This is a genomic window from Mycobacterium arosiense ATCC BAA-1401 = DSM 45069 (assembly GCF_002086125.1).
In the GTDB taxonomy this organism is placed as follows: Bacteria; Actinomycetota; Actinomycetes; order Mycobacteriales; family Mycobacteriaceae; genus Mycobacterium; species Mycobacterium arosiense.
Genome location: NZ_MVHG01000032.1, coordinates 1 through 24089, shown reverse-complemented (window position 1 = coordinate 24089; position 24089 = coordinate 1). Strand labels below are relative to the sequence as shown.

Here is a 24089-nt window from a genome sequence, read left to right as displayed (position 1 = left end):
GTCGAGGTCAAACGTGAGCCGGGATCCCGAAGATCGCGCCGGCGGCCAACGAGCCGCCGGCCACAGTGGTGACGGGTCGACCGGGCCCGCTCGCCCCGGGTCCGGTGCGACCTCGCAGCAGGCTTCGCCGCGCGGCCGCCACGAGCTGGCCGCGAAGAGCCCGCGTCCCGGTATCGGTGCGGTACACCGCACCGGGCTATCCGGGAGGGTGCTCGGCGGCCGGTCCCGGATGGCGTTCGGGACGCTGGCCGCCATGCTGTGTCTGCTGCTGGGCCTCGCGATCGTCACCCAGGTCCGCCAGACCGAGTCGGGTGACGCGCTGGAGACGGCCCGGCCGGCCGACCTGTTGGTGCTGCTGGATTCGTTGCGGCAGCGCGAAGGCACGCTCAACACCGAGGTGAACGAGCTACAGAACACGCTGAATGCATTGCAGGCGTCGGGAAACAACGACCAGGCCGCCATCCAGGCCGCGCAATCCAGGCTGGCGGCCCTGTCCATCCTGGTCGGGGCGGTCGGTGCCACGGGGCCCGGCGTCACCGTCACGGTCGAGGATCCCGGACCCGGGGTGTCGCCCGAGGCGATGCTCGACGTGATCAACGAGTTGCGGGCGGCCGGCGCCGAGGCGATCGAGGTCAACGATGCACACCAATCGGTGCGAGTGGGTGTCGACACCTGGGTGGTGGGGGCGCCCGGATCGCTGACCATCGACGCGAAAACGCTGTCGCCGCCGTATTCGATTCTGGCGATTGGGGATCCACCCACGTTGGCCGCGGCCATGAACATTCCCGGCGGCGCGCAGGACACCGTCAAGCGCGTCGGTGGGCGCATGTCGGTCCAGCAGGCCGATCGCGTGGACGTGACCACCTTGCGGCAAGCAAAACCGCACCAATACGCTCAGCCCGTCAAGTAAGCATCACCCGAACAGAACAGGATCACTCGTGAGCGATATCCCGCCCGATCTGCGCTACACCGCCGAACACGAATGGGTTCGTCGAAGTGGGGACGACACCGTGCGGGTGGGCATCACCGATTTTGCGCAGTCGGCGTTGGGCGATGTGGTTTTCGTGCAGCTGCCCGACGTGGGCGCCGAGTTGACCGCGGGCGAATCCTTCGGTGAGGTCGAATCAACCAAATCGGTCTCGGACTTGTATGCCCCGGTCTCGGGCAAAGTTTCGGCGGTCAACACCGATCTGGACGGCAGTCCGCAACTGGTCAATTCCGACCCGTACGGGGCCGGTTGGTTGCTGGATGTCCAGGTATCCGAGGTCGGCGAATTGGAGTCGACGATTTCTTCGCTGCTCGACGCGGAGGCCTACCGCGGAACGCTGACCGAATGACGATTGCTAATGTCCCTGCAGCCCCGCGCCGCCGGCGAGCGGGGGGACAAGGGTACGGGGGAATCGGAGTTTCCGTTCGTCAGGTGGTGGGCGCATTGCAGGCCGGTGCGCGGTACCGTCGACACATCGACCTTTGAAGACCTTCGAAGATCGCCGAGAGACATGTGACAGACACTTTGACAGTACGAAACGGAAGTAAACGGCATACCGGGCAACGAAACCTGGTGCACAAGCCGGCCGAGCGGCCCGGTCAGGTAACGCCACAGCAGCCAGTGAGGAGCAGCGCGTGACGGACATGGACAACGACCAGAATTCGGACGAAGTCACGGTAGAGACGACGTCGGTCTTTCGTGCGGACTTCCTCAATGAATTGGACGCGCCCGCGCAGGCGGGAACCGAGAGCGCGGTATCTGGAGTCGAAGGGCTCCCGGCGGGTTCGGCGTTGCTGGTCGTCAAGCGGGGACCGAACGCCGGTTCGCGATTTCTGCTGGATCAGGCCACCACGGCCGCCGGCCGGCACCCGGACAGCGACATTTTTCTCGATGACGTGACCGTCAGCCGCCGGCACGCCGAATTCAGGTTGGAAAACAACGAATTCAGCGTCGTCGACGTTGGTAGTCTCAACGGCACTTACGTGAACCGTGAGCCCGTGGACTCGGCGGTGCTTGCCAACGGTGACGAAGTGCAGATCGGCAAGTTCCGCTTGGTGTTTCTGACCGGACCCAAGCAGGGTGAGGATGGAGGATCTTCAGGCTAGTGGGCGCACCCGATAGCTCGGCACTGGCCGGGATGTCGATCGGGGCGGTCTTGGAATTGCTGAGGCCGGACTTCCCCGATGTCACCATCTCCAAGATCCGCTTCCTCGAGGCCGAGGGGCTGGTGACGCCGCAGCGGGCCGCGTCGGGGTATCGAAGGTTCACCGCATACGACTGCGCCCGGTTGCGATTCATCCTTACCGCGCAGCGTGATCACTATCTGCCGCTGAAGGTCATCAGGGCGCAACTGGACGCCCAGCCCGACGGGGAGTTGCCGCCCGTCAAGACGTCCTATCCGGTCCCGCGGCTGGTGTCGGTAGCGGGATCCGCGGACGCCGCGGGGGCGGACGCGCGCTCGGACACGTCTGCGGTGGCCCCGACCCACGTCCGGCTGAGCCGCGAAGAGCTGCTGCAGCGCGCGGGCGTGGATGACGAGCTGCTGACCGGGCTGGTGAAAGCGGGAGTCATCACCACCGGGCCCGCCGGATTTTTCGACGAGCACGCGGTGGTCATCCTGCAATGCGCCCGGGCGCTGTCGGACTACGGTGTCGAGCCACGGCACCTGCGGGCTTTCCGCTCGGCCGCCGATCGGCAGTCGGACCTGATCGCCCAAATCGCCGGGCCGGTAGTCAAAGCCGGCAAGGCGGGCGCCCGCGATCGCGCCGACGATTTGGCGCGCGAGGTCGCGGCGCTCGCCATCACCTTGCACACGTCGTTGATCAAATCCGCCGTTCGCGACGTTCTGGATCGGTGAGGACTAGACTTCGGTCGACAGCTTGGTTTTCGGCAGTAGGGCGGACTTTTCACCTCGCCGTCCTGGCGAGTAACCAATTCAACCGGCGCCATAATGCGGAGGGCAGACACAAATGGGTGAAGTTCGTGTTGTCGGCATTCGCGTAGAGCAGCCGCAGAACCAGCCGGTGCTGTTACTGCGCGAAACCAACGGTGATCGTTACCTTCCGATCTGGATCGGTCAGTCGGAGGCCGCCGCCATCGCCCTCGAGCAGCAAGGCGTCGAGCCCCCTCGCCCGTTGACGCACGATTTGATCAGGGATGTCATTGCCGCGCTTGGGCATTCGCTCAAAGAAGTGCGGATCGTCGATCTGCAAGAGGGCACTTTCTACGCTGACCTGGTGTTCGACCGCAACATCACCGTGTCGGCCCGGCCCTCGGACTCGGTGGCGATCGCGCTTCGGGTCGGCGTGCCCATTTACGTCGAGGAAGGCGTGCTCGCCCAGGCCGGTCTGCTGATTCCGGACGAGAGCGACGAGGAAGGCGGCACCGCCGTCCGGGAGGACGAGGTGGAGAAGTTCAAGGAATTTCTCGACAGCGTGTCTCCGGACGATTTCAAGGCCACCTAGCCGGCCGACGATGCAGCCCGCGTGGCGGGGTGTTGAGGAGGCGGGCAATCGTGCGCAGCCGGCCGACGATGCAGCCCGCGTGGCGGGGTGTTGAGGAGGCGGGCAATCGTGCGCAGCCGGCCCGCTACCAGCGCTTTTGGATGGGCGAACCGGCTCGTTTAGCCCCAATGACGACATCACGGATGCATCTCAAACGGATCCGTGATCTCGACACGCTGGCGGATAGCTCGCCCACTTGGCCCCGCGGCGGCCATACTTTGATCGCGACTACAGGCGCGGTGGCTATCTACAGAGCGTAAGCTCTACTAGCACTCGGGCTTGAGCAAACGCGGCTGCGATGCATCCTTCAGACGCAGCCAAACGACGAGAGCGCGATCGCGGAGAGGAAGCACCGTGAGCGAGCAGCCACGCCAAGAGCAGCTCAACCTAGCGGACAGCGGTAACCCGGCGCCCAGTGACCGCAGCGTCACCGTGGCCAGCGCACCCGTGCAGCCCGGCCTCTTCCCGGACGACTCCGTGCCCGACGAGCTGGTCGGATACCGCGGCCCCAGTGCGTGCCAGATTGCCGGCATCACGTACCGCCAGCTGGACTACTGGGCACGCACCTCACTGGTGGTCCCGTCGATCCGTAGCGCGGCGGGGTCGGGCAGCCAGCGCCTCTATTCGTTCAAGGACATCCTGGTCCTCAAGATCGTCAAGCGGTTGCTGGACACCGGGATCTCGTTGCACAACATCCGGGTCGCCGTCGATCATCTGCGTCAGCGTGGCGTCCAGGACCTGGCCAACATCACCCTGTTCTCCGACGGCACCACCGTTTATGAGTGCACCTCGGCCGAAGAGGTCGTCGACCTCCTGCAGGGCGGGCAGGGCGTTTTCGGCATCGCCGTGTCCGGCGCCATGCGCGAGCTGACCGGTGTCATCGCGGACTTCCCGGGCGAACGGGCCGACGGCGGCGAATCGATCGCCGAGCCCGAGGACGAGCTGGCGTCCCGGCGCAAGCACCGCGACCGCAAGATCGGCTGACGGCCACCTTTCTGCGCGCGATCGTGCGCAGTTGTACATCAGTGACGGCGTGTCGCAGTACGGACCCGCACGCTCGCGGGTAAATCACGCGGCCGAGTAAGCTGGGCAGCGCATCGCTTTCGTGCGGGAGAGTTTCGTGGCTGCCAGTCACGGACGCCGAAGGAGCAACACCTCTCCGTCAACCTCTCAGGCACCCGGACCGCGCGACACCATGATGCCTCTGGAAAGCGGCGCGGGCCCGCGCGGTCCGCGCCCGCCGATGGGGAAAGGCGCTCGGCATCGCGCGCCGAATCTCTCAGGCGCCCGGCGAATGGGTGAAGACAGAGGGAGAGGGCCGTTAGTCCTCTGCCTTTACGTCTTCGTCAGGAGTTCCAGTGTCCGATCAATTTACTTTCGCAGCTCGGCACATCGGCCCGGACAGCCAGGCCATCGCGGCCATGCTCGCCGTCATCGGTGTCGACTCGTTGGACGAACTGGCCGCCAAGGCGGTTCCGGCCGGAATTTTGGACCGGCTGGGCGACGACGGAGTCGCGCCGGGTCTGGACCGGCTGCCGCCGGCGGCCACCGAGACCGAGGCGCTCGCCGAGCTGCGGTCGCTGGCCGAGGCCAACACGGTGGCCGTGTCCATGATCGGGCAGGGCTACTACGACACGCTCACCCCGCCGGTGTTGCTGCGCAACATCCTGGAAAACCCGGCCTGGTACACCGCGTACACGCCGTATCAGCCGGAGATCAGCCAGGGCCGGCTCGAGGCGCTGCTGAACTTCCAGACCATGGTCGCCGACCTCACCGGCCTCGAGGTCGCCAACGCATCGATGCTCGATGAGGGCACGGCCGCGGCGGAGGCCATGACCCTGATGCACCGGGCCGCGCGCGGCAAGACCAACCGCCTGGCCGTGGACGCCGACGTCTTCGCCCAGACCGCGGCCGTCTTGGCCACCCGGGCCAAGCCGCTGGGCATCGAGATCGTCACCGCCGACCTGCGTGACGGCCTGCCCGACGGCGACTTCTTCGGCGTCATCGCGCAGCTGCCGGGGGCCTGCGGCCGGGTCACCGACTGGGCGGGCCTGGTCGAGCAGGCCCATGAGCGCGGCGCTTTGGTCGCGATCGGCGCAGATCTGCTCGCCATGACGCTGATCGCGCCGCCGGGCGAGATCGGCGCCGACGTCGCCTTCGGCAGCACCCAAAGATTCGGCGTGCCAATGGGATTCGGGGGTCCACACGCCGGCTACCTGGCGGTGCACGCCAACCACGCGCGTCAGCTGCCGGGCCGGCTGGTCGGGGTGTCGTTGGACGCCGACGGTTCGCCGGCCTACCGGCTGGCGCTGCAGACCCGCGAACAGCACATCCGCCGCGACAAGGCGACCAGCAACATCTGTACCGCGCAGGTGCTGCTGGCGGTGATGGCCGCGATGTACGCCAGCTACCACGGGGCCGAGGGGCTGACGGCGATCGCGCGCCGCGTCCACGGTCACGCGGGGGCGATCGCCGCCGCCCTCGGCTCGGCGACCGACACGCAGGTGGTGCACGACAGGTACTTCGACACCGTGCTGGCGCGGGTGCCCGGGCGCGCCGCCCAGGTGATCGCCGCGGCCAAGGCCAAGAACATCAACCTGTGGCGGGTCGACGACGACCACGTGTCGGTGGCCTGCGACGAGGCCACCACCGACGACCACGTCGCCGCGGTGCTCGAGGCCTTCGGGGTGCAACCCACCGGGCAGGCGGGTGCCGGTGCCGGTGCCGACATCGTCACCCGCACGTCGGAGTTCCTCACCCATCCCGCCTTTACGCAGTACCGCACCGAGACGGCGATGATGCGCTACCTGCGCGCGCTGGCGGACAAAGATATCGCGTTGGACCGCAGCATGATTCCGCTCGGGTCATGCACCATGAAGCTGAACGCCGCCGCGGAGATGCAACCCATCACCTGGCCGGAATTCGCCCGCCAGCATCCGTTCGCGCCCGCGTCCGACACCCCGGGGCTGCGGCGTCTCATCGCCGACCTGGAGAGCTGGCTGGTGCAGATCACCGGTTACGACGCCATCTCGCTGCAGCCCAACGCCGGGTCGCAGGGCGAGTACGCCGGCCTGCTGGCCATCCACGAGTACCACGCCAGCCGCGGGGAACCGCACCGCGATATCTGCCTTATCCCGTCCAGCGCGCACGGCACCAACGCGGCGTCGGCGGCCCTGGCCGGGATGCGGGTCGTCGTGGTGGCCTGCCACACCAACGGCGACGTGGATCTCGACGACCTGCGCGCCAAGGTAGGCGAGCACCGCGACCGGCTGTCCACGCTGATGATCACCTATCCGTCCACGCACGGCGTCTACGAGCACGACATCGCCGAGATCTGCGCGGCCGTGCACGACGCCGGCGGCCAGGTCTACGTCGACGGCGCCAACCTCAACGCGCTGGTCGGTCTGGCCAGGCCGGGCAAGTTCGGCGGCGACGTCAGCCACCTGAATCTGCACAAGACGTTCTGCATTCCGCACGGCGGTGGCGGTCCTGGGGTCGGGCCGGTGGCGGTGCGCTCGCATCTGGCGCCGTTTCTGCCCGGGCACCCGCACGCCCCCGAGTTGCCCCACGGGCATCCGGTGTCGGCGGCGCCCTACGGGTCGGCATCGATAATGCCGATCAGCTGGGCCTACATCAGGATGATGGGCGCCGAGGGGCTCCGCGCGGCCTCGCTGACCGCGATCACGTCGGCCAACTACATCGCCCGGCGCCTCGACGAGTATTTCCCGGTGCTCTACACCGGCGAGAACGGGATGGTCGCCCACGAATGCATCCTGGACCTGCGGGGCATCACCAAGTCCACCGGTGTCACCGTCGACGATGTGGCAAAGCGCCTGGCGGACTACGGGTTTCACGCACCGACCATGAGCTTCCCGGTGGCCGGCACGCTGATGGTGGAGCCCACCGAGAGCGAGACCCTGACCGAGGTCGACGCGTTCTGCGACGCCATGATCGCCATCCGCGCCGAAATCGATCGGGTGGGCACGGGGGAGTGGCCCGTCGACGACAACCCGCTGCGCGGTGCACCGCACACGGCCGAGTGCCTGGTGGTCAGCGATTGGGATCACCTGTACACCCGGGAGCAGGCCGCCTACCCCTTGGGCAAAGAGTTCCGGCCCAAGGTGTGGCCGCCGGTGCGCCGCATCGACGGCGCCTACGGCGACCGCAATCTGGTCTGCTCGTGCCCCCCGGTGGAGGCGTTCGCCTGACGGCCCGGCCGGTCTACCCTCAGCTCAAAAAGTTGTTGACCGCCGACGCGAGGTCGGGGGACGCCGACGTCGGGAGGTTCTGGTAGCTGCCGCCACTGAGTTGCGCGACCGCTTCCCAGGTCGCCCGGTCCGGGTCGGCACCGAAATCGATGACGTTCACCGCGATGGGCTTGGCCGGATCGGCGCTCTTGCGGATGAAGTCCTGTAGCCCCGGCCCGTCCAACGTCTGGTCGGTGTGTGGCCCCGCGGTGATCAACAGGATCGAATTCGTCTGGCCCGCATGGTAATTGGCCTGCATCTCCTGGTAGAGCATCCGCAGTGTGGTGAATGACACGGCGCCGCCGCCCGACGAGTACTGCTTGTCCAGCGCGGCGGCCAGTGCGGCCGAACGCGGCTGGCCGTTGACGGGGTCGGACAACGGTCCGCTGGTTACCTCCGAACGGCCCTCGTGGCCGTCGAACGTCCACAGGCCCACCACCGCGGTCGGGGGCAGCGCCTTGATCTTGTCCTGCAGCGCCCCGATCACGTTGGCCAGCCGGGTTTTTCCGCCCTCCTGGCCCGGCATCGACTGGTCGAGCATGATGGTCGTGGCCTGTCCGCTTGACGGGCTGGCCATCGCCTCGGCGAGGGTGGCGCGCATCGGGTCGTCACCGACCGACAGCGCGGCCGGCAGCGCCGGGAAATTGGTGACCGGGCTGCTGGGCGGTTTCACCCCGTTGACGCGGAAGCCGGCCTTGGCCAGCTTGGCCAGCTGGTCGGACTTGTGCATGAAACGCGAGAACTCGCTGGCCGCCGAGGCCTGCTCGCGGGTGAGCCACGAACCGCTGAGCAGCACGGTCGGGTAGTCGGCGACCGCCGCGGACCCCGGCGGCAGCCAGAACGCCAAGGCGCCCTCGGCGTCTGGCAACGATTGTCCGCGCTGGAAGAGTTGCTGTTCGGTGGTGATCACCGCGTGCACCGGCGCGGTAGCGGCGTCACCCGGCTTCAGCAGTGTGTTCATCGCCTCGGTCAGCGAGTTGTCGGCGAGCTTGGGTTGTGCGCTCAACAAGCTGCGCACCGCGCCGGTGCCCTGCGTCACCGGGGCGCCGGGCGGTACCGATGCGGCCGCCACCGCCTCTCCGGCCAGAAACGATGCGTCCGCATTGCCGTTCATCGGCAGCGCCAAGCGTAGCGAGCCCCAACCCGGTAAATTCAGCCCCGCCAATGCATTCGGATTGGTTTGCAGCCCGGGCAGCGCCGCCCAGTTCTGGTTGGCCAGGGCCGGCGCGAGTTGGGGCCGGAGGGCGAGCACCACCGGCGAGGTGGCCAGCGAATGGCTTTCGGTGACGGTTTTTTGCACCGTGGCCCCGGCGAGTCGCGCCGCGGAAATCGAACTGCCCGGGATCCACAACGCTGGCTGGCCGCCCAGTTCCGCGGGCCACTTGCCGATGAAACCGTTCAGCACGGCGTCGGAGCCGGCCGGCTTGACGCTGACCACCATGCAGCGGTCACCGATCGGCCCGGCGGATTTGTTGTAGCTTTCCGCGAGTTGCCCGATGGTTTCGGCGATGGACGGGTCGGCAACGACGGGCACGGTCTCCTGGCCCCCGACGCAGCCGCCGGCCGCCTTGTGCGAACGCTTGGACAGCGCGTCACCGAAGAAGCTCCACAGGATCACCGATCCGACCACGACCACGACCGCAACCAGCGCCGCGATCACGCCGATGCTGACGCCGCGGCGTCCCCCATCGCTGCGGTGACCGCCCCGCCAGTCACCGAGCCCGCGATGTCCGCCCCGGAAGAGCGACGACGCGGTCGCCGGCTCCGGAGGCGACGAGGCAGCCTGCCGTGGCCGGAATTCCGGGTAATCGTCGGCGGCGCTGTCTACGAAGGCACCCTCGGCCGGGTAGGTGTCGTCATCGGCATGGCCAGGCTCGTCGGAGTAGTAGTAACCCTCGTCGAAATAGTCATCCTCGTCGAAATAGTCACTCTCGTCGGAGTAGAGTCCGGCTTCCTCATCGCGGCCGGCATCCCGGCGGTGAAATCCTGCCTCTTCGCCTCGAGACGGCTCGTCGACGACGTCGTCGCGAGATGGCTCGTCGAGGGAGTCGTCAGGGTCGGGCGCACTGTGCCTACCCATAGCAGTGCCCTCGGCCTTTCCATCGATCCATCGTTAACTCGGCGCCGATCTTAGTCACCGGGGGCGCTATACCACGTTCGAATCCGAACTGAGCGCGGGCTCAATTCGACTGCGGGGCGCGTGCCTTAACTTCCCGCCGACGGCGATGCAGGATCGGCTCGGTGTAACCGTTGGGCTGCTGCGTTCCGGTCAGGATCAGATCCTGGGCGGCGAGGAAGGCCAGGCTGTCGTCGAAGTCGGGCGCCATCGGCAGGTATGCCGCGTCCTTGGCGTTCTGTTCGTCGACCAGCGGGGCCATCCGCTCCAGGCTGGCCCGCACGTCCCGTTCGGTGATCACCCCGTGGCGCAGCCAGTTGGCCAGCAGTTGGCTCGAAATCCGCAGCGTGGCACGGTCTTCCATGAGCGCCACGTCGTGGATGTCGGGCACCTTGGAGCAGCCGACGCCTTGGGCGACCCAGCGCACCACGTAGCCCAGGATGGACTGGCAGTTGTTGTCGACCTCTTCGCGGATCTCCTCGGGAGCCCAGGCCAGTTCCTTGGCCAGCGGGATGGTCAGCAAGTCCTCGATCTTGGTGCGCTTCTTGCCGGCCAGTTCCTCCTGCACGGCGCCCACGTCGACGTAGTGGTAGTGCATCGCATGCAGGGTGGCCGCCGTCGGGGAGGGCACCCACGCGGTGGTGGCGCCCGCTTTGGGCTGGCCGATCTTCTGCTCGACCATGTCGGCCATCAGTTCGGTCATCGCCCACATGCCCTTGCCGATCTGGGCCTTGCCCTTGAAGCCGGCGGCCAGGCCGATGTCGACGTTGGCGTCCTCGTAAGCCTTGATCCAGGTGCTGTTCTTCATCGCCCCCTTGCGGATCATCGGGCCGGCCTCCATCGAGGTGTGGATCTCGTCGCCGGTGCGGTCCAGGAAGCCGGTGTTGATGAACACGACCCGGTCGGCCGCGGCCTTGATGCAGGCCTTGAGGTTGACGGTGGTGCGTCGTTCCTCGTCCATGATGCCGACCTTCAAGGTGCCCTGGGGCAGGCCGAGGACGTCTTCGACGCGGCTGAATAGCTCGCAGGTGTAGGCGACCTCGTCGGGCCCGTGCATCTTGGGCTTGACGATGTAGATGGACCCGGTGCGGCTGTTCTGCAACGGGCCGCTGGCGTCGCTGGTCTTGAGCCCGTGGATCGCGGTCAGGCCGGTGAACAGCGCGTCCATGATGCCCTCGAACACCTCGTTACCCTCGGCGTCCACGATCGCGTCGTTGGTCATCAGATGGCCCACGTTGCGCACGAACAGCAGGCTGCGGCCCGGCAAGGTCAGCTCGCCCTCGCCGTCGGGTGTGGAGTAGGTGCGGTCCTCGTTGAGCACCCGGGTGAAGGTCTTGCCGTCCTTGCTGACCTCTTCGGAGAGGTCGCCCTTGTTCAGCCCGAGCCAGTTGCGGTAGCCGAGCACCTTGTCGTCGGCGTCCACCGCGGCCACCGAATCCTCGAAGTCCATGATCGTGGTGACGGCCGATTCCAGAACCACGTCCTTGATGCCCGCCGAGTCGGTCTTGCCGACCGGTGATTCGGGATCGATCAAAATCTCGATGTGCAGGCCATGGTTGACCAGCAGAACCGACCAGCTCGGAGAGCCGAGCTCGCCGCTGTAGCCGGCGAACTTCTCCGGGCTGGCCAGGCCGACGGAGCCGTCGGCGGTCGCGACCTCGAGCCGGGCGTCTTCGACGGACAGGCCCGTCGCGTCGGCCCACGACCCGGATTCCAGCGGCACCGCCTCGTCGAGGAACTTGCGCGCGTAGGCGATCACCTTGTCGCCGCGGACCTTGTTGTAGCTCGTGCCCTTCTCGGCGCCGTCATCCTCCGGGATGACGTCGGTGCCGTAGAGGGCGTCATACAACGAACCCCACCGCGCGTTGGCGGCGTTGAGCGCGAACCGCGCATTGAGCACCGGAACCACCAGCTGCGGGCCGGCGGTCGTGGTGATCTCGTCGTCAACGCCGGAGGTGGTGATGGTGAAATCCGCGGGTTCGGGCAGCAGATAACCGATTTCGACGAGGAACTCGCGATACGCGTCGATGTCGAGCGGCTCGATGACGCGCTGCCGGTGCCACCTGTCGATCTGGGCCTGCAGCTCGTCACGGCGGCGCAGCAGATCTTGGTTCTTGGGGGTGAGGTCGGTGACGACCTTGTCGACGCCCGCCCAGAAGCTGTCCGGGTCGATGTCGGTGCCGGGCAACGCCTCGTTGTTCACGAAGTCGTAGAGCACTCGGGCCACGCGCAAGTTCCCCACCGACACGCGATCAGTCATGATTCTCCTCCGTCAATAAGCCGCACCGGACCGTCCATGAGCCGGACAGGCCGAGATTGGCAATGTCATAAGCCTACCGAGCGCAAGCGTGGCCAGCGTTATTCACCCGACCCGGCAGGCGCAGGTCAGGCCGCGCTGACCGCCCCGAGAACAACGCTGCGGCGAGCACCGGGGCCTGTGTCCAGCAACGCATGTTCCGCGCGCCGGCGGTCGCCCGCCCCCAGCACTTCTTAACTGGTAGCCGTGAAGATCATACGGGCTGCGCGCAGTCGTCCCGGCCAGACCAGTGCCGCTACGCGTCGCGCATGGTCCCGACGAGGTCTTCAACCAGGTCTTCCATCGCCACCATCGCGACCACGGCGCCGGTCTCGCCGGTGACCAACGCCAGATGGCTGTTGCTGCGGCGCATCCGGGACAGGGCATCGGCCAGCGGCAGTGACCGGGACAGCCGCGGCAGCGGCCGCACCATCGCCAGATCGATCACGGTCCGTGGATCGTCGTCGAGGGTCAGCACGTCCTTGATGTGCAGATATCCGACGAACACACCGCCGACGCTGGCCACCGGAAACCGGGAGTAGCCGGTCTGGGCCAGGGCCTGCTCGACCGCCCCGACGGTCGGCCCCGAGCCCGCCGCGGCCACCGGCACCGCGTGCACCGCGCCGAGGGGGACCGCCACGTCGCCGACGACGCGGTGGCGGATTTGCAGCGCCCGGGTGAGTCGGGTGCGCTCCTCGCGGTCCAGCAGGCCTTCGGATTCGGACTCCGCGATCATCTCGCTGAGCTCGACGGGCGAGACCGTGATCTCCAGCTCGTCCTTGGGTTCGACACCAAATGCACGCACCACCACGTTGGCGCATTTGTTGTAGAACACGATGAACGGCCGGGCGGCCCGCACATAGGCCAGATACGGCGGGACGAGCAGCATCGCGGTGCGCTCCGGACCGGCCAGGGCAATGTTCTTCGGCACCATTTCGCCCAGCAGCACGTGCAGGGTCACCACGATCGCCAGCGCGATCCCGAACGACAGCGTGTGCAGCAGCGCCGGGTGAATCGCGGTCAGCCCCAGCGCCGTTCGCAGCACACTGGACACCGTCGACTCGCCGATCCGCCCGAGCAGCAGCGACGCGGCCGTGACACCCAATTGGGCACCGGCCAGCATCGACGGCAGTTGCTCCCCGGCGCGGATCACTGTGACCGCGGCCGCTCTGCCCTGTTCGGCCAGCGCCTCGAGGCGATCGCGGCGCGCCGAGATCAGCGAGAACTCCGCGCCGACGAAAAACGCGTTCACCCCGATCAGGAGGCAGGCCAGCAGCAGGCCCATGGCGTCGCTCATCGGCGCCCTCCGGCGGCCGGGACCTCGCCGTGGTTGCTCAGTTCGATCAGCTCCAGCAGGTCGATCCGGCGGCCGTCCATCCGGATGACCGTCGCCTGCCATTGGGTCATCTGGTCCAGCAGGCCGTTCGCGTCCAGCGCGGGCAGCTTGACCGTGTCGCCGGCCACCGGGATGTGACCGATCTCGCGCAGCACCAGGCCGCCGATGGTCTCGTAGGGGCCTTCCGGCGCCCGGAAACCGGTGGCGGCGGCCACCTCGTCGATGCGCAGCAGGCCCGAGACCCGCCAGCCGCTGCCGGCGGGCACCACGTCCGGGGTGGCGTCGTCGTGCTCGTCGCGGACGTCGCCGACGATTTCTTCGATCAGGTCCTCGACGGTCACCATGCCCGCGGTGCCGCCGTACTCGTCGACGACCAGCGCGGTCTGCAGGCTGTTGGCCCGGATCTCGGCCATCACCGCGTCGCCGTCAAGGGTGGACGGCACCTTGGGAACGGGCTGGGCCACCGTGATCAGCCGGGTGCGGGCCCGTTCGGCGCGCGGGATGGCGAACACCTGCTTGACGTGCACGATGCCGACCGTCTCGTCGAGGTCGCCGTCGACGATCGGGAACCGGGAGAACCCGGACTCGGCGGCCGCGGTCACCAGGTCGGCGACGGTGTCGTCGGTCTGCAGCGCCACGATCTTGGAGCGGGGCGTCATCAGCTCCTCGGCGCTCAGCGTGCCGAACTGCAGCGATCGGCGGACCAAGGCGGCCGTGGCGGCGTCCAGCGCGCCGCTGCGCGCCGACGAACGCACCAGCGACAACAGCTCCTGGGGTGAACGAGCCGACCGCAACTCCTCGGCTGGTTCGACGCCCAGCCGGCGCACGATCCAGTTCGCCGCGCCGTTGGTCAGCCGGATCGCCGGGGTCAGCAGCAGCGAGAACACCAGCTGGGCGCTGACGACCGCGCGGGCCGTGGACAGCGGCCGGGCCACCGCGAGGTATTTGGGGACGAGCTCACCGAACACCATCGATACCGAGGTCACGATCGCCAGCACCAAAAAGGCCATGATCGCGTCGCCGGCCTTGTCGGACATGCCGATCGCATCGAGCCACGGGTGCGGCAGGTCGTCCACCATAGGATCGGTCAGGTAACCGGCCGCCAGGGTGGTGATCGAGATGCCCAGCTGGGCGCCGGACAGTTGAAACGACAGCCGGTGGTGGGCGCGGCGGATCCAGCGGTCGCGCCGCCCGCCGCGGCGCGCGTTCGCCTCCACCGCGCTGCGGTCCAAGGTGGTCAGCGAGAACTCCGCGGCGACGAAGACGGCATTGCCGAAGATGAGCACCGCGATTGCCACCACGCTGATCACGGTGACGGTGACGTTCATGACCTACGCCGCTTTGACGGGAATGCGTTGCTGAAGTGCGAAGGCCCCGGGGGAGGCTCCGCGTCGGGCGGTTCGTCTGATGGCCCGTGCGCCCGTAGCCCGATGGCCTGCACGGGTGCCTGCGGCACGTCGATCCTTTCGCTGCCAGATGGCGGGCCGGTCGCGGTTGCTTCCGTCTTTGCTGTCTTATGCTAGCCCGGCCGCGGCCGCACGGCGCTGCCCACCGCGGGCACGCCGGTCGCCCCGACCCATCGGGACCAACTATGGTTTGCCTAACCTTACCCGGTAGGCTTTGCGCACTATGTCCGACGCTCAGACGCCGTCCATTCATGTCCTTTTGCGCGAACGCTTCGACATCCCCGACGAGGTGGCTCGCGTTCCCCGCCCACCGGTTCCCACGCTGGATCCGCCCTTCGGCATGCGCGCGGCGCGGCTCGAGGACGTGGACATGGTGAGCGAGTGGATGAACCGTCCGCACCTGGCGCAGGCGTGGGAATACGACTGGCCGGCACCGCGGTGGCGGCAGCACCTGAGCGCCCAGCTGGACGGGACGTATTCCCTGCCGTTGCTGGGCAGCATCCGGGGCAGGGATTGCGCTTACCTCGAACTCTATTGGGGCGCAAGAGATTTGATTTCTCGCCACTACGACGCCGAGCCGTACGACCTGGGGCTGCACGCCGCGATCGCGGACCTGAAACTTCTGAACCGGGGCCTGGGCCCCATGCTGTTGCCCCGGATCGTGGCCAGCATCTTCTCGGCGGAGCCGCGGTGCCGACGGGTCATGTTCGACCCCGATCATCGCAACACCACCGCGCGCCGACTGTGCGAGTACGTGGGATGCAAGTTTCTCGGCGAACACGACACCACCAACCGGCGTATGGCGCTCTACGCGCTGGAAGCCCCCGCCAGCGACTCGTAGCCGCGGTAATCGGGCGCCATCCCGGCGGCCACCAACTCCCACAACACCTCGTCGGTGCCGCCACCGACCCGGGCCAGCTTCATGTCGCGCCACCACGCCCCCAGCGGCGTCTCGTCGACGAGATACCCCGAGCCGCCGAAGATGTGCATGCACTCCGACATCACCTCTTCGCCGAGGCGGGCCGCGGTCACCTTGACGCCCGCGGCGGCGCGCAGGTCCAGGCGACCCTGCGCGGCGATGCCGTTCAACCCGTGTCGCAGCAGATCGACGCGCGTCTGCAAATCCGCCATCCGCAGCCGCAGCGCCTGATGCTCAAACAGGGTGTGGCCGAATTGTCGTCGAGTCATCATGCGGGCCAACGTGATTCCGATCGCCCGCTGGCATGACGCGGCGATCTGCCCGGCGATCGACATCCGTTCGTGCGCCAGCCCCCAGCTGATTGCGGCCAGCCCGGTGCCGGCCCGCGCGACCAGCGCGTCGGCGGGCACCCAGGTGTCGATGTGCACGGCGGCGGTGTCCAGCGGCCCGGCGCCGACCTTATTGTAGGGCCGCTGCACGGTGACCTGGGCGGTCGGCACTGCGATCAGCGCCACGTTGCCGTGTTTGCTGGCCCGGTCGTGGTCGACGCTGCGCGCCACCACCAAGATGTGGTCGGCGGTGGAGGACAGCGACACGAACTTTTTTATCCCGCGAACATCGAAACCGCCATTCCGAGAGGATATTTCGGTGCGGACGATCTGCAGATCCGAGCCGCCCGACTCCTCGGAGGCCCCGATGCACAGCACGGCCGTGCCGCGAATCGCCTGCGCGCAGATGTCCTTGAGGTAATCCGATCTGCCGAATCGGCGCAGCACGCAGATGGCCGAGTCGTGCAGGCTGACGCCGACGCCGATGCCGGCCGACGACAGCCCGCCCAGCGCGAGCGCCAGTTCAACCAGCCGGGCCACGTCGGGGAGTGGTGCGGTGCCCCACTTCTGGCTGAACACGCCGCAGGCGCCCAGGTGCTCGATCAGCTCCCGCGGAAAGCGTTGCCGCGCTTCGGCTTCAGCCGTCCTGGCCAGCATGCGGTCGTCGAACGCGCCGGCGAGCAGCCGCCGATAGTCGTCGAGAGTGGTGCCCGATGCCTCGGTCGTGACCGATGTTGACGTCACTTAGTCCACCGCCTCCAGGGTGCGCCGGACTTCCAGCCGGCGTAATTTGCCCGACGACGTTCGTGGCAGCGATCCCGGTGCCACGAAGATGACGTCGGAGGCCACGACGCCACACATGGATGCGACGCGCCGGACGATATCGGCGCGAGCGCCCGCCTGGTCCGCCCCGCGGAATTCGGCGGCGACGATCAGGCCCGGGCGAGCGGACCGTTCGCCGATGCCCATTGCCACCACGGCGCCCTCGCGGACTCCACGGACTCCGGCGGCGACCGTCTCGATCTCGGTCGGGAAGATGTTGCGGCCCGCGAGGGTGATGAGCTCCTTGGCCCGACCGCACACCACCAGCCCTCCTTGGTCGAAGAAGCCGAGATCGCCGGTGGGGAACCAGTTTTCGCGAACCACGGGCGGGTGGTCGTGGTAGCCGTCCATCATCGAGGCGCCGCGGATCTCGATCTCACCGATCTCGCCGTCGGCGTCGTCGTGCGGCGTGATGCGGATCTCGGTGCCCGCAATCGGCTGGCCCAGCACCGCATGGCGATGCGATCCCGTCTCGTCGGTGACGCCAGCCACGCGCAGCCCGGTGCCCGGGGCGGGCACGGTGACGGCGCAGGTCGATTCGGCCAGCCCGTAAGACGGCGTCGCGGCACCGGCGTGGAAACCGAAGGGAGCCATCGCGTCTGCGAACCTTTGGTATCCCTCGCAGTCGACCGGTTCGCCGCCGTTGATGGCCACCCGCACCGCGCCGAGGTCGACGTCGGACACTCGGCGGGCGTACCTGCCCACCAGGTTGTAGGCGAAGTTGGGCGCGGCGGTGATCGTCGTCCGGCTCTCCGACAGCCAACTCAGCCAGCGAAACGGCGAGGCGGTGAAAGCCGCTGTGGGCGCCAGCCATAGCGACATCCCGCCCAGCGCCGAGGCGAGCAGGAAGGACAGGCCCATATCGTGGTACAGCGGCAGCCACGAGCAGCCGACATCGTCCGGTGTCACGCATAGGCGCTGATTGAGCCCGCGCAGATTGGCCAGCACAGCGCCCGGCGAGAGCATGGCCGTCTTGGGCGACCCGGTCGACCCCGCCGTGCCTTGCAAGATTGCCGGATTCCCGTTTGCAGCAACCGCAGCGCATGAGCGGCCCGTATGTGCGGCTGCGGTGAGGCTTTCGATGACCATGTCGCCGGGCCCGGCGGCGAGGTCCAACGCCAGCAAGGCGTCGAGATACGAGCCGTGACTCAAGAAGGTGCGCACGCCGATGCCGCCGAACCGGGTGAGCGTCGACGCCGCCCATTGCCGGCCTTCGGCGCCGCGCACGGGACCGGGCAGGATCGACACGGCGGCGCCCGCGAGCCACGCGCCCTGGATGGCGGCGACGAACTCGAGGGTTGGCTCACCGACGAGCCCCACCGCGGCCGGGCGGCCCCGATCGAGCAGCCATGCGGCGATGCTCTCGGCGAGCCCGTGCACTTCCGGCCAGGGATGGCGGCCCCACGCCGATGTCTCGCGGTCGAAGACAACCAGTTCGCTGGTGCCTGTGCGCATCGCGTCCGTCAGCGCGTCGGCCAGTTCACTCATCGCGGGGTTTCGCGGCGATCGCGGCCTGCAGGTCTGCGACGGTGTCGCAGCTCAGCAGTTCCTCTTCCGACAGCGTGACGCCCAGCCGCTCTTCGATCGCCACCATGCCCACGGCGAAGGCGACCGAATCCAATCCGACGTCGTCGACCAGCCGGGCGTCGGGCGTTACCCGCGATGCGTCGACATTGAGCTCGTCGCGCAAGATGCTGAGCAGCTGCGCGCTGACTTGAGCAGGGGAGGCCGAAGGCGTGGGGGAAGAGGGGGTCATGGCGCAGTAGATTAGCAGGCGAAGTTAGGCAAGGCTACCCTATCCCGTCGTGTCACCACCCCTGCGGTAATGGGTGACCCTCGGCGAAGCCCGCGGTCGACTGCACCCCGATCACCGCCCGGTCATGGAGCTGCGCCAGGTTCGCGGCACCGACATAGGTGCAGGTGCTGCGCACGCCGGAGGTGATGTGATCGAGCAGGTCCTCGACACCGCCTCGCGCCGGATCCAACCCCATCCGCGACGTCGAAATGCCCTCCTCGAACAGCGCTTTGCGGGCCCGGTCGAACGCCGTTTCCGCCCCGCTGCGCGCGACCACTGCGCGTTTGGATGCCATGCCGTAGCTCTCCTTATACGGCTGGTCGTCGCGGTCGCGCATCAGGTCGCCGGGTGACTCGTAGGTGCCGGCGAACCACGATCCGATCATCACGTTGGACGCCCCGGCGGCCAGCGCCAGCGCCACGTCCCGCGGGTGCCGGATGCCGCCGTCGGCCCACACGTGCCCACCCAGTTCCCTTGCGGCCGCAGCGCATTCGACGACGGCGGAGAATTGGGGGCGGCCGACGCCGGTCATCATCCGGGTGGTGCACATCGCGCCCGGTCCGACGCCGACCTTGACGATGTTGGCGCCGGCGTCCAGCAGGTCGCGGGCGCCCTCGGCGGAAACGACGTTGCCGGCCACCAGCGGCACCCCCAACTGCAGCGCCGCGACGGTCCGGATCGCCTCGACGGTTTTGACCTGGTGCCCGTGCGCCGTGTCGATGACCAGCACGTCGATGCCGGCCTCGACCAGCGACCGGGCCTTGGCTCCGACGTCGCCGTTGATGCCGACGGCCGCGCCCACCCGCAGCCGGCCGCGCGCGTCGACCGCCGGGGTGTACAGGCCCGCCCGGATGGCGCCGGTGCGGGTCAGCACGCCGGCCAGCGTGCCGTCGGCGTTCGTCACCACCGCGACACCGATGGGTGACTGCTCGAGCAGATCGAAGGCCTTGCGCGGGTCCGTTCCCACCGGGGCGCTGACGAAATCGGTCATCGCGACGTCGCGCACCCGGGTGAAGCGATCCACACCCAGGCACGACGACTCGCTGACCAGGCCGAGCGGACGGCCCTCGAAGGCCACCACCGCGACACCGTGCGCACGCTTGTGGATCAGCGCCGTCGCGTCGGACACCGAATCGTCGGGTCCGAGCACCACCGGGGTGTCGAGCACCAGGTCGCGGCTCTTGACGAAGTCCACCGTCTGCTGCACCGCGGTGATCGGGAGATCCTGCGGCAGGATGACGAGGCCGCCGCGCCGCGCAACGGTTTCGGCCATTCGCCGGCCTGCCACCGCGGTCATGTTGGCGACGACGACCGGAATCGTGGTGCCCGAGCCGTCGTCGGTGGACAGGTCGACGTCGAAGCGGGACGCGACCTCCGAGCGGTTCGGCATCACGAAGACGTCGTTGTAGGTCAGGTCGTATGCGGGTCGGTGCCCGTCGAGAAACCTCATCGCAATCGCCCCACCAAACTCAAGCCCCCTTTGCGCCCATGGTGTGTTACCCCTATGCGGGCACTTCGGTGCGGTCCCCGCTCCACAGTGTGTGGAAACGCTTGGCCGGGTCGTCGTCGATGCGCCCGTAGGTGTGCGCGCCGAAGAAATCCCGCAGGCCCTGGGTGAGGGCGGCCGGTAGCCGCTCGGTGCGCAGTGCGTCGTAGTAGGACAGCGCCGAGGCGAAACCGGGGATCGGGATGCCGAGTTCGGTGGCCTTCACCACGACCCGGCGCCAGCTATCGATCGACTCCTCGATGGCACTGCGGAAGTAGGGCGCGACGATCAGGGAGGGCAGCTCGGCGTCGGCGTCGAACGCCTCCTTGATGCGGTTGAGGAATTTGGCCCGGATGATGCAGCCGCCGCGCCAGATAGTCGCCATGTCGCCGGGGGTGATGCCCCAGTCGTACTCGGCGCTGCCCGCCTGGATCTGGTTGAAGCCCTGGGCGTAGGCGATGATCTTCGACGCGTACAGCGCCTTGCTGACGTCGTCGATGAATCGCGCTGCGTCGCCGGGCTTCTCACCGAGCTGGCCGGACGCGAGGCCGGTGGTGGCCTTGCGCTGGGCGATCGAGCCGGACAGGGCGCGGGCGAACACCGCCTCGGCGATGCCGGTCACGGGTACGCCGAGATCCAGGGCGGACTTCACCGTCCAGCGGCCGGTGCCCTTTTGCTCGGCCTCGTCGAGGATGAGGTCGACCAGCGGCTTGCCGGTCCTGGCGTCGGTCTGGCGCAGCACCTCGGCGGTGATCTCGATGAGAAAACTTTCCAGGTCGCCGGAGTTCCACTCGGCGAACACGTCGGCGATCTCACCGGCGGTCTTGCCCAGGCCGTCGCGCAACAACTGGTAGGCCTCGCCGATCAGCTGCATGTCGGAGTACTCGATGCCGTTGTGCACCATCTTGACGAAGTGCCCGGCGCCATCGGGGCCGATGTGGGTGCAGCACGGCACCCCGTCGACGTGCGCGGAGATCTCCTCGAGCAGCGGGCCCAGCGACGTGTAGGACTCGGCCGGACCGCCCGGCATGATCGACGGGCCGTTGAGCGCGCCCTCCTCACCGCCGGAGATGCCGGCGCCGACGAAGTGCAGCCCGCGCTCGCGCATCGCCTTCTCCCGGCGGATGGTGTCGGTGTAGAGGGCGTTACCGCCGTCGATGATGATGTCGCCTTCTTCCATGGCGTCGGCGAGCTCGTTGATGACGGCGTCGGTGGGTTCACCAGCCTTGACCATGATGAGCACCCGGCGCGGTTTTTCCAGCGCGTCCAGGAATTCGGCGATGGTCTCCGATCGCACGAACTTGCCCTCGTCGCCGTGCTCTTTGAGCAGCGCGTCGGTTTTAGCGATCGACCGGTTGTGCAGCGCCACCGTGTAGCCGTGCCGTGCGAAGTTGCGGGCGATGTTCGAACCCATCACGGCCAGGCCCGTGACGCCGATCTGCGCCGTGCCGGTCCTGGCTCCGGAGTCAGCATCCGACGAACTCATGTTGTCGCCTCTCCATTTTAAGAACTTTGTCTTTGAAGAACTTTGTCGAAAAGCTTTCTGTGACACTGTGGCACAGCGCACCGTCACGCGCCCGGGGTGATCGGTCTTCGGCGGCGTCAGACGTTGAACAGGCGTTCCAGCTCGGTGAGCCAGGGGACGGCCAGCGCGACCGTGGGCACCACGAAGACCGCGGCCGCGGCCAGGTATGCGGCCGCCGACAGCATTGGGCTGTTACCGCGTCCGCCCAGCCGGCGCACCCGCAGCACCGTGCTGGGACCGCTGGCCGCAAGCGCGCCCGACGGGGCCCGCCCGGACGCGCAGGCCACCAGCGCCCTCGCCAGGGGAGCGCGACCCGCGGCGCGCACCGCCGCGTCGTCGGCAAGCAACTCCACCAGAAGCTGGACCGCGCCCAGCGCATTGGCGCTGCGGACCAGTCGCGGGAACGCCGCGTGCACGGCGGTGAAGGCCTCCAGCACCAGATCGTGCCGCGCCCGAAGATGGGCGCGCTCGTGGGTGAGGATCGCCTCCACTTCGGGGTCGGCGAGCGTGCTCAGCGTTCCCTCGCTGACCACCACGCGGCTGCGCACGCCGGGCAGGCAGTAGGCCAGCGGTTGTGGGACGTCCAACACACGGAGGTCGCGGGTGCGGGCGCAGGGCTGGGGCAGCGCCGCGCCATGCCCGACTCCGACCAGGTCGACCACCATGCGGTGATGGGCCCGTCGTTTCCGGTTGGCGATGGCCACCCGGACCACTGCGACCATCAGCCGGGCGCCGACCAGCACGGTCAGGGCGAAAACGCTGACGTATGCCGCCCAGAGCGGCCAGCCGAGGCGGTCGGCGGCGCCTACGATGCTGGTCGTGGGACGCCCGTCGCGGCCGGGCATCAACAGCCGGGTGGCGATGGCGATGCCGGCGCTGAACGCCGATAGCACCGCGGCGAGCGCAACGGCTTGCCAGAGCACCATCGCGGCGCGGGGAGCGCGCAGCGGCCAGCGCGCGCGGGCCAACATAGCCGGCACCGGGCCGGTCAGTAGCACCGCGAGAATCGTGAAAGCCAGCGCGGACACACCGTAAGTGTCCCTCAGGCCTCCGGTGCAGCGCCAGCAGATGGCGAGTTATCGCGTTGATTGGCTTCCAGTTCGGCGAGCGCGCGCCGCAGCGCCTGCGCCTCGTCGGCGCCGACACGTTCCACGAAGTGCACCAGCGCGGCCTGCCTGCCGCCCGAATCCTCGGCCTGTGCCAGCGCGTCCACCATGAGCCCGGCGACCAGCTCGTCGCGACCATGCACCGGCGCGTACCGGTGCGCCCGGTCGTCCCGGATCTGAGACACCAAGTTCTTCTTGGCCAGTCGTTGCAGCACGGTCATGATCGTGGTGTAGGCGAGATCGCGCTGCGCCGACAACACCTCATGGACCTGGCGAACGGTTTGAGGCTCGGGCGTGGACCACAGGTGGTCCATGACGGCCCGTTCCAGATCCCCCAGCCGAGTCAATTTGGCCATAGTTCGTTCATCTCCTGAGCGTCGAAACCAGCGTACTCCGGCTTACTACCGACGGTCGTACGGAAGGTTGACAAATCACTGTGCCGGCCGCCGCGCCTCCGGGGCGAACGAGAAGGACAATACCCTTGCGAAGTTAGGGCAGCCTTGCCTATGCTGATCGAGTCGAGCGATAACGGACCGTGCGAGAGTCCTGAGGGCTGCAGTGACCCCCGGTCCACTCGATTGGCGAGCCCCGTGCCCTCGGGCACGGGGCTCCGCCGTTTTCGGGGCCAAGATCCCGCTGCGACACCGCCTGCGGGGCCATGGTGTAGACACATGGACGTGCCAGAGCAGCAACAAGCCATCATCCCGCCGGACTTCTCCGCACCCTTCGACCGCGAGATCGGGCTGCAATTCACCGAACTCAGCCCCGACGGTGCGCGCGCCCAACTCGAGGTCACCCCCAAGCTGTTGCAGCCGATGGGGCTGGTGCACGGCGGCGTTTACTGCTCGATGATCGAAAGCATGGCCAGCGTGGCGGCCTACACCTGGCTGGCCACGCGAGGCGGCGGAAACGTGGTGGGCGTCAACAACAACACCGACTTTTTGCGGTCGATCGGCTCGGGCATGGTGTACGGCACCGTCGAGCCGATCCACCGCGGCCGCAGCCAACAGTTGTGGTTGGTCACCATCACCGACGACGCCGACCGCGTCGTCGCCCGCGGTCAGGTGCGGCTGCAGAACCTCGAGACCCGCTGATCGGGCGGCCCCATCGGTGAATTGCGCTGTCGGGCAAGCTAGCTGTAGGAGGTCACCACGTTGGTGACGCCGGTGGCGAGTCGTGATGCTGGTGGCTGGCCGCCAGCGGCAGAGTGTGGT

20 protein-coding genes and 2 riboswitches are annotated in these 24089 nt (G+C 68.0%); of the genes, 9 read left to right on the top strand and 11 right to left on the bottom strand.

Translation table 11 applies throughout. The features are described 5' to 3' along the window. The first annotated feature begins 145 nt into the window (after nucleotides 1–145). The 7 genes from BST14_RS14475 to gcvP all read left to right on the top strand — a co-directional run bounded on the left by BST14_RS14475 (nucleotide 146) and on the right by gcvP (nucleotide 7700). Complete coding sequence (locus tag BST14_RS14475; RefSeq protein ID WP_083065065.1) at nucleotides 146–910, top strand: DUF881 domain-containing protein; 765 nt, start codon at nucleotides 146–148, stop codon at nucleotides 908–910. A gap of 28 nt (nucleotides 911–938) precedes the next feature. After that, nucleotides 939–1337, top strand: a complete 399-nt coding sequence (gene gcvH, locus BST14_RS14470) for a glycine cleavage system protein GcvH (RefSeq protein WP_083065046.1) — start codon at nucleotides 939–941, stop codon at nucleotides 1335–1337. Nucleotides 1338–1632: 295 nt separating this feature from the next. Then, the gene (gene garA / locus BST14_RS14465; protein WP_438502165.1) at nucleotides 1633–2094 is read left to right on the top strand and encodes a glycogen accumulation regulator GarA; all 462 of its coding nucleotides are present in this window, start codon (nucleotides 1633–1635) and stop codon (nucleotides 2092–2094) included. Further along, nucleotides 2094–2846, top strand: a complete 753-nt coding sequence (gene ftsR, locus BST14_RS14460) for a transcriptional regulator FtsR (protein ID WP_083065044.1) — start codon at nucleotides 2094–2096, stop codon at nucleotides 2844–2846. The genes garA and ftsR overlap by 1 nt, the downstream gene beginning before the upstream one ends. A gap of 112 nt (nucleotides 2847–2958) precedes the next feature. Next, nucleotides 2959–3453: a bifunctional nuclease family protein gene (locus BST14_RS14455; RefSeq protein WP_007771374.1), complete on the top strand. Its 495-nt coding sequence runs from the start codon at nucleotides 2959–2961 to the stop codon at nucleotides 3451–3453. 393 nt (nucleotides 3454–3846) lie between these two features. Further along, on the top strand, nucleotides 3847–4476 hold the full coding sequence (locus BST14_RS14450; protein ID WP_083065043.1) for a MerR family transcriptional regulator: 630 nt from the start codon (nucleotides 3847–3849) through the stop codon (nucleotides 4474–4476). Nucleotides 4477–4590: 114 nt separating this feature from the next. Next, a riboswitch (glycine riboswitch) is annotated at nucleotides 4591–4688 on the top strand. Then, nucleotides 4689–4810, top strand: a riboswitch (glycine riboswitch). A 40-nt stretch (nucleotides 4811–4850) separates the two neighbouring features. Continuing rightward, complete coding sequence (gcvP, locus tag BST14_RS14445) at nucleotides 4851–7700, top strand: aminomethyl-transferring glycine dehydrogenase (RefSeq protein WP_083065042.1); 2850 nt, start codon at nucleotides 4851–4853, stop codon at nucleotides 7698–7700. A gap of 19 nt (nucleotides 7701–7719) precedes the next feature. Here gcvP and BST14_RS14440 read toward each other — a convergent pair whose 3' ends face one another. The 4 genes from BST14_RS14440 to BST14_RS14425 form a co-directional block, all read right to left on the bottom strand. Further along, a complete protein-coding gene (locus BST14_RS14440) occupies nucleotides 7720–9819 on the bottom strand; it encodes a substrate-binding domain-containing protein (protein WP_083065041.1) in 2100 nt (699 codons plus the stop codon). Nucleotides 9820–9919: 100 nt separating this feature from the next. Next, nucleotides 9920–12115, bottom strand: a complete 2196-nt coding sequence (locus tag BST14_RS14435) for a malate synthase G (protein ID WP_083065040.1) — start codon at nucleotides 12113–12115, stop codon at nucleotides 9920–9922. Between the two features lie 292 nt (nucleotides 12116–12407). Next, a complete protein-coding gene (locus tag BST14_RS14430) occupies nucleotides 12408–13448 on the bottom strand; it encodes a hemolysin family protein (protein ID WP_083065039.1) in 1041 nt (346 codons plus the stop codon). Further along, complete coding sequence (locus tag BST14_RS14425) at nucleotides 13445–14815, bottom strand: hemolysin family protein (protein ID WP_083065038.1); 1371 nt, start codon at nucleotides 14813–14815, stop codon at nucleotides 13445–13447. The genes BST14_RS14430 and BST14_RS14425 overlap by 4 nt, the downstream gene beginning before the upstream one ends. 301 nt (nucleotides 14816–15116) lie before the next feature. Between BST14_RS14425 and BST14_RS14420 the strand changes: the two genes are divergently transcribed. Beyond that, a complete protein-coding gene (locus tag BST14_RS14420; RefSeq protein ID WP_083065037.1) occupies nucleotides 15117–15734 on the top strand; it encodes a GNAT family N-acetyltransferase in 618 nt (205 codons plus the stop codon). Here BST14_RS14420 and mbtN read toward each other — a convergent pair. The 7 genes from mbtN to BST14_RS14385 form a co-directional block, all read right to left on the bottom strand. Further along, nucleotides 15701–16885 carry a mycobactin biosynthesis acyl-ACP dehydrogenase MbtN gene (gene mbtN / locus BST14_RS14415; RefSeq protein ID WP_083065036.1) on the bottom strand — a complete coding sequence of 395 codons (1185 nt, stop codon included), beginning with the start codon at nucleotides 16883–16885 and terminating at the stop codon, nucleotides 15701–15703. The two genes, BST14_RS14420 and mbtN, sit on opposite strands and share 34 nt — an antisense overlap. Continuing rightward, nucleotides 16886–18451, bottom strand: coding sequence for a long-chain-fatty acid--ACP ligase MbtM (gene mbtM / locus BST14_RS14410; RefSeq protein WP_083065035.1), 1566 nt, complete (start codon nucleotides 18449–18451; stop codon nucleotides 16886–16888). It abuts the gene before it with no gap. Continuing rightward, nucleotides 18444–18719 (bottom strand): mycobactin biosynthesis acyl carrier protein MbtL, encoded by a 276-nt coding sequence (mbtL, locus tag BST14_RS14405; protein WP_083065034.1) that lies wholly within the window; start codon nucleotides 18717–18719, stop codon nucleotides 18444–18446. Before mbtL ends, mbtM begins: the two co-directional genes overlap by 8 nt. 52 nt (nucleotides 18720–18771) lie before the next feature. Beyond that, nucleotides 18772–20208, bottom strand: a complete 1437-nt coding sequence (locus BST14_RS14400) for a GuaB1 family IMP dehydrogenase-related protein (protein ID WP_083065033.1) — start codon at nucleotides 20206–20208, stop codon at nucleotides 18772–18774. Between the two features lie 52 nt (nucleotides 20209–20260). Next, a complete protein-coding gene (gnd, locus tag BST14_RS14395; protein ID WP_083065032.1) occupies nucleotides 20261–21730 on the bottom strand; it encodes an NADP-dependent phosphogluconate dehydrogenase in 1470 nt (489 codons plus the stop codon). 116 nt (nucleotides 21731–21846) lie between these two features. Further along, on the bottom strand, nucleotides 21847–22797 hold the full coding sequence (locus BST14_RS14390) for a M56 family metallopeptidase (RefSeq protein WP_083065031.1): 951 nt from the start codon (nucleotides 22795–22797) through the stop codon (nucleotides 21847–21849). A 14-nt stretch (nucleotides 22798–22811) separates the two neighbouring features. After that, nucleotides 22812–23231, bottom strand: coding sequence for a BlaI/MecI/CopY family transcriptional regulator (locus BST14_RS14385; protein ID WP_083065030.1), 420 nt, complete (start codon nucleotides 23229–23231; stop codon nucleotides 22812–22814). A gap of 315 nt (nucleotides 23232–23546) precedes the next feature. On the opposite strand from BST14_RS14385, the gene BST14_RS14375 reads away from it, so the two are divergent. Beyond that, on the top strand, nucleotides 23547–23969 hold the full coding sequence (locus tag BST14_RS14375; protein WP_169926089.1) for a PaaI family thioesterase: 423 nt from the start codon (nucleotides 23547–23549) through the stop codon (nucleotides 23967–23969). Nucleotides 23970–24089: the final 120 nt, after the last annotated feature.

Excerpts from the sequence above, each read along its gene's own strand:
- mbtL (WP_083065034.1), bottom strand. The coding sequence starts at position 18,719 with ATGACCCCCTCTTCCCCCACGCCTTCGGCCTCCCCTGCTCAAGTCAGC.
- BST14_RS14400 (WP_083065033.1), bottom strand. The coding sequence starts at position 20,208 with ATGAGGTTTCTCGACGGGCACCGACCCGCATACGACCTGACCTACAAC.
- BST14_RS14440 (WP_083065041.1), bottom strand. The coding sequence starts at position 9,819 with ATGGGTAGGCACAGTGCGCCCGACCCTGACGACTCCCTCGACGAGCCA.
- BST14_RS14455 (WP_007771374.1), top strand. The coding sequence starts at position 2,959 with ATGGGTGAAGTTCGTGTTGTCGGCATTCGCGTAGAGCAGCCGCAGAAC.
- BST14_RS14385 (WP_083065030.1), bottom strand. The coding sequence starts at position 23,231 with ATGGCCAAATTGACTCGGCTGGGGGATCTGGAACGGGCCGTCATGGAC.
- BST14_RS14375 (WP_169926089.1), top strand. The coding sequence starts at position 23,547 with ATGGACGTGCCAGAGCAGCAACAAGCCATCATCCCGCCGGACTTCTCC.
- BST14_RS14420 (WP_083065037.1), top strand. The coding sequence starts at position 15,117 with ATGTCCGACGCTCAGACGCCGTCCATTCATGTCCTTTTGCGCGAACGC.
- BST14_RS14425 (WP_083065038.1), bottom strand. The coding sequence starts at position 14,815 with ATGAACGTCACCGTCACCGTGATCAGCGTGGTGGCAATCGCGGTGCTC.
- gnd (WP_083065032.1), bottom strand. The coding sequence starts at position 21,730 with ATGAGTTCGTCGGATGCTGACTCCGGAGCCAGGACCGGCACGGCGCAG.
- BST14_RS14435 (WP_083065040.1), bottom strand. The coding sequence starts at position 12,115 with ATGACTGATCGCGTGTCGGTGGGGAACTTGCGCGTGGCCCGAGTGCTC.
- BST14_RS14430 (WP_083065039.1), bottom strand. The coding sequence starts at position 13,448 with ATGAGCGACGCCATGGGCCTGCTGCTGGCCTGCCTCCTGATCGGGGTG.
- garA (WP_438502165.1), top strand. The coding sequence starts at position 1,633 with ATGGACAACGACCAGAATTCGGACGAAGTCACGGTAGAGACGACGTCG.
- mbtM (WP_083065035.1), bottom strand. The coding sequence starts at position 18,451 with ATGAGTGAACTGGCCGACGCGCTGACGGACGCGATGCGCACAGGCACC.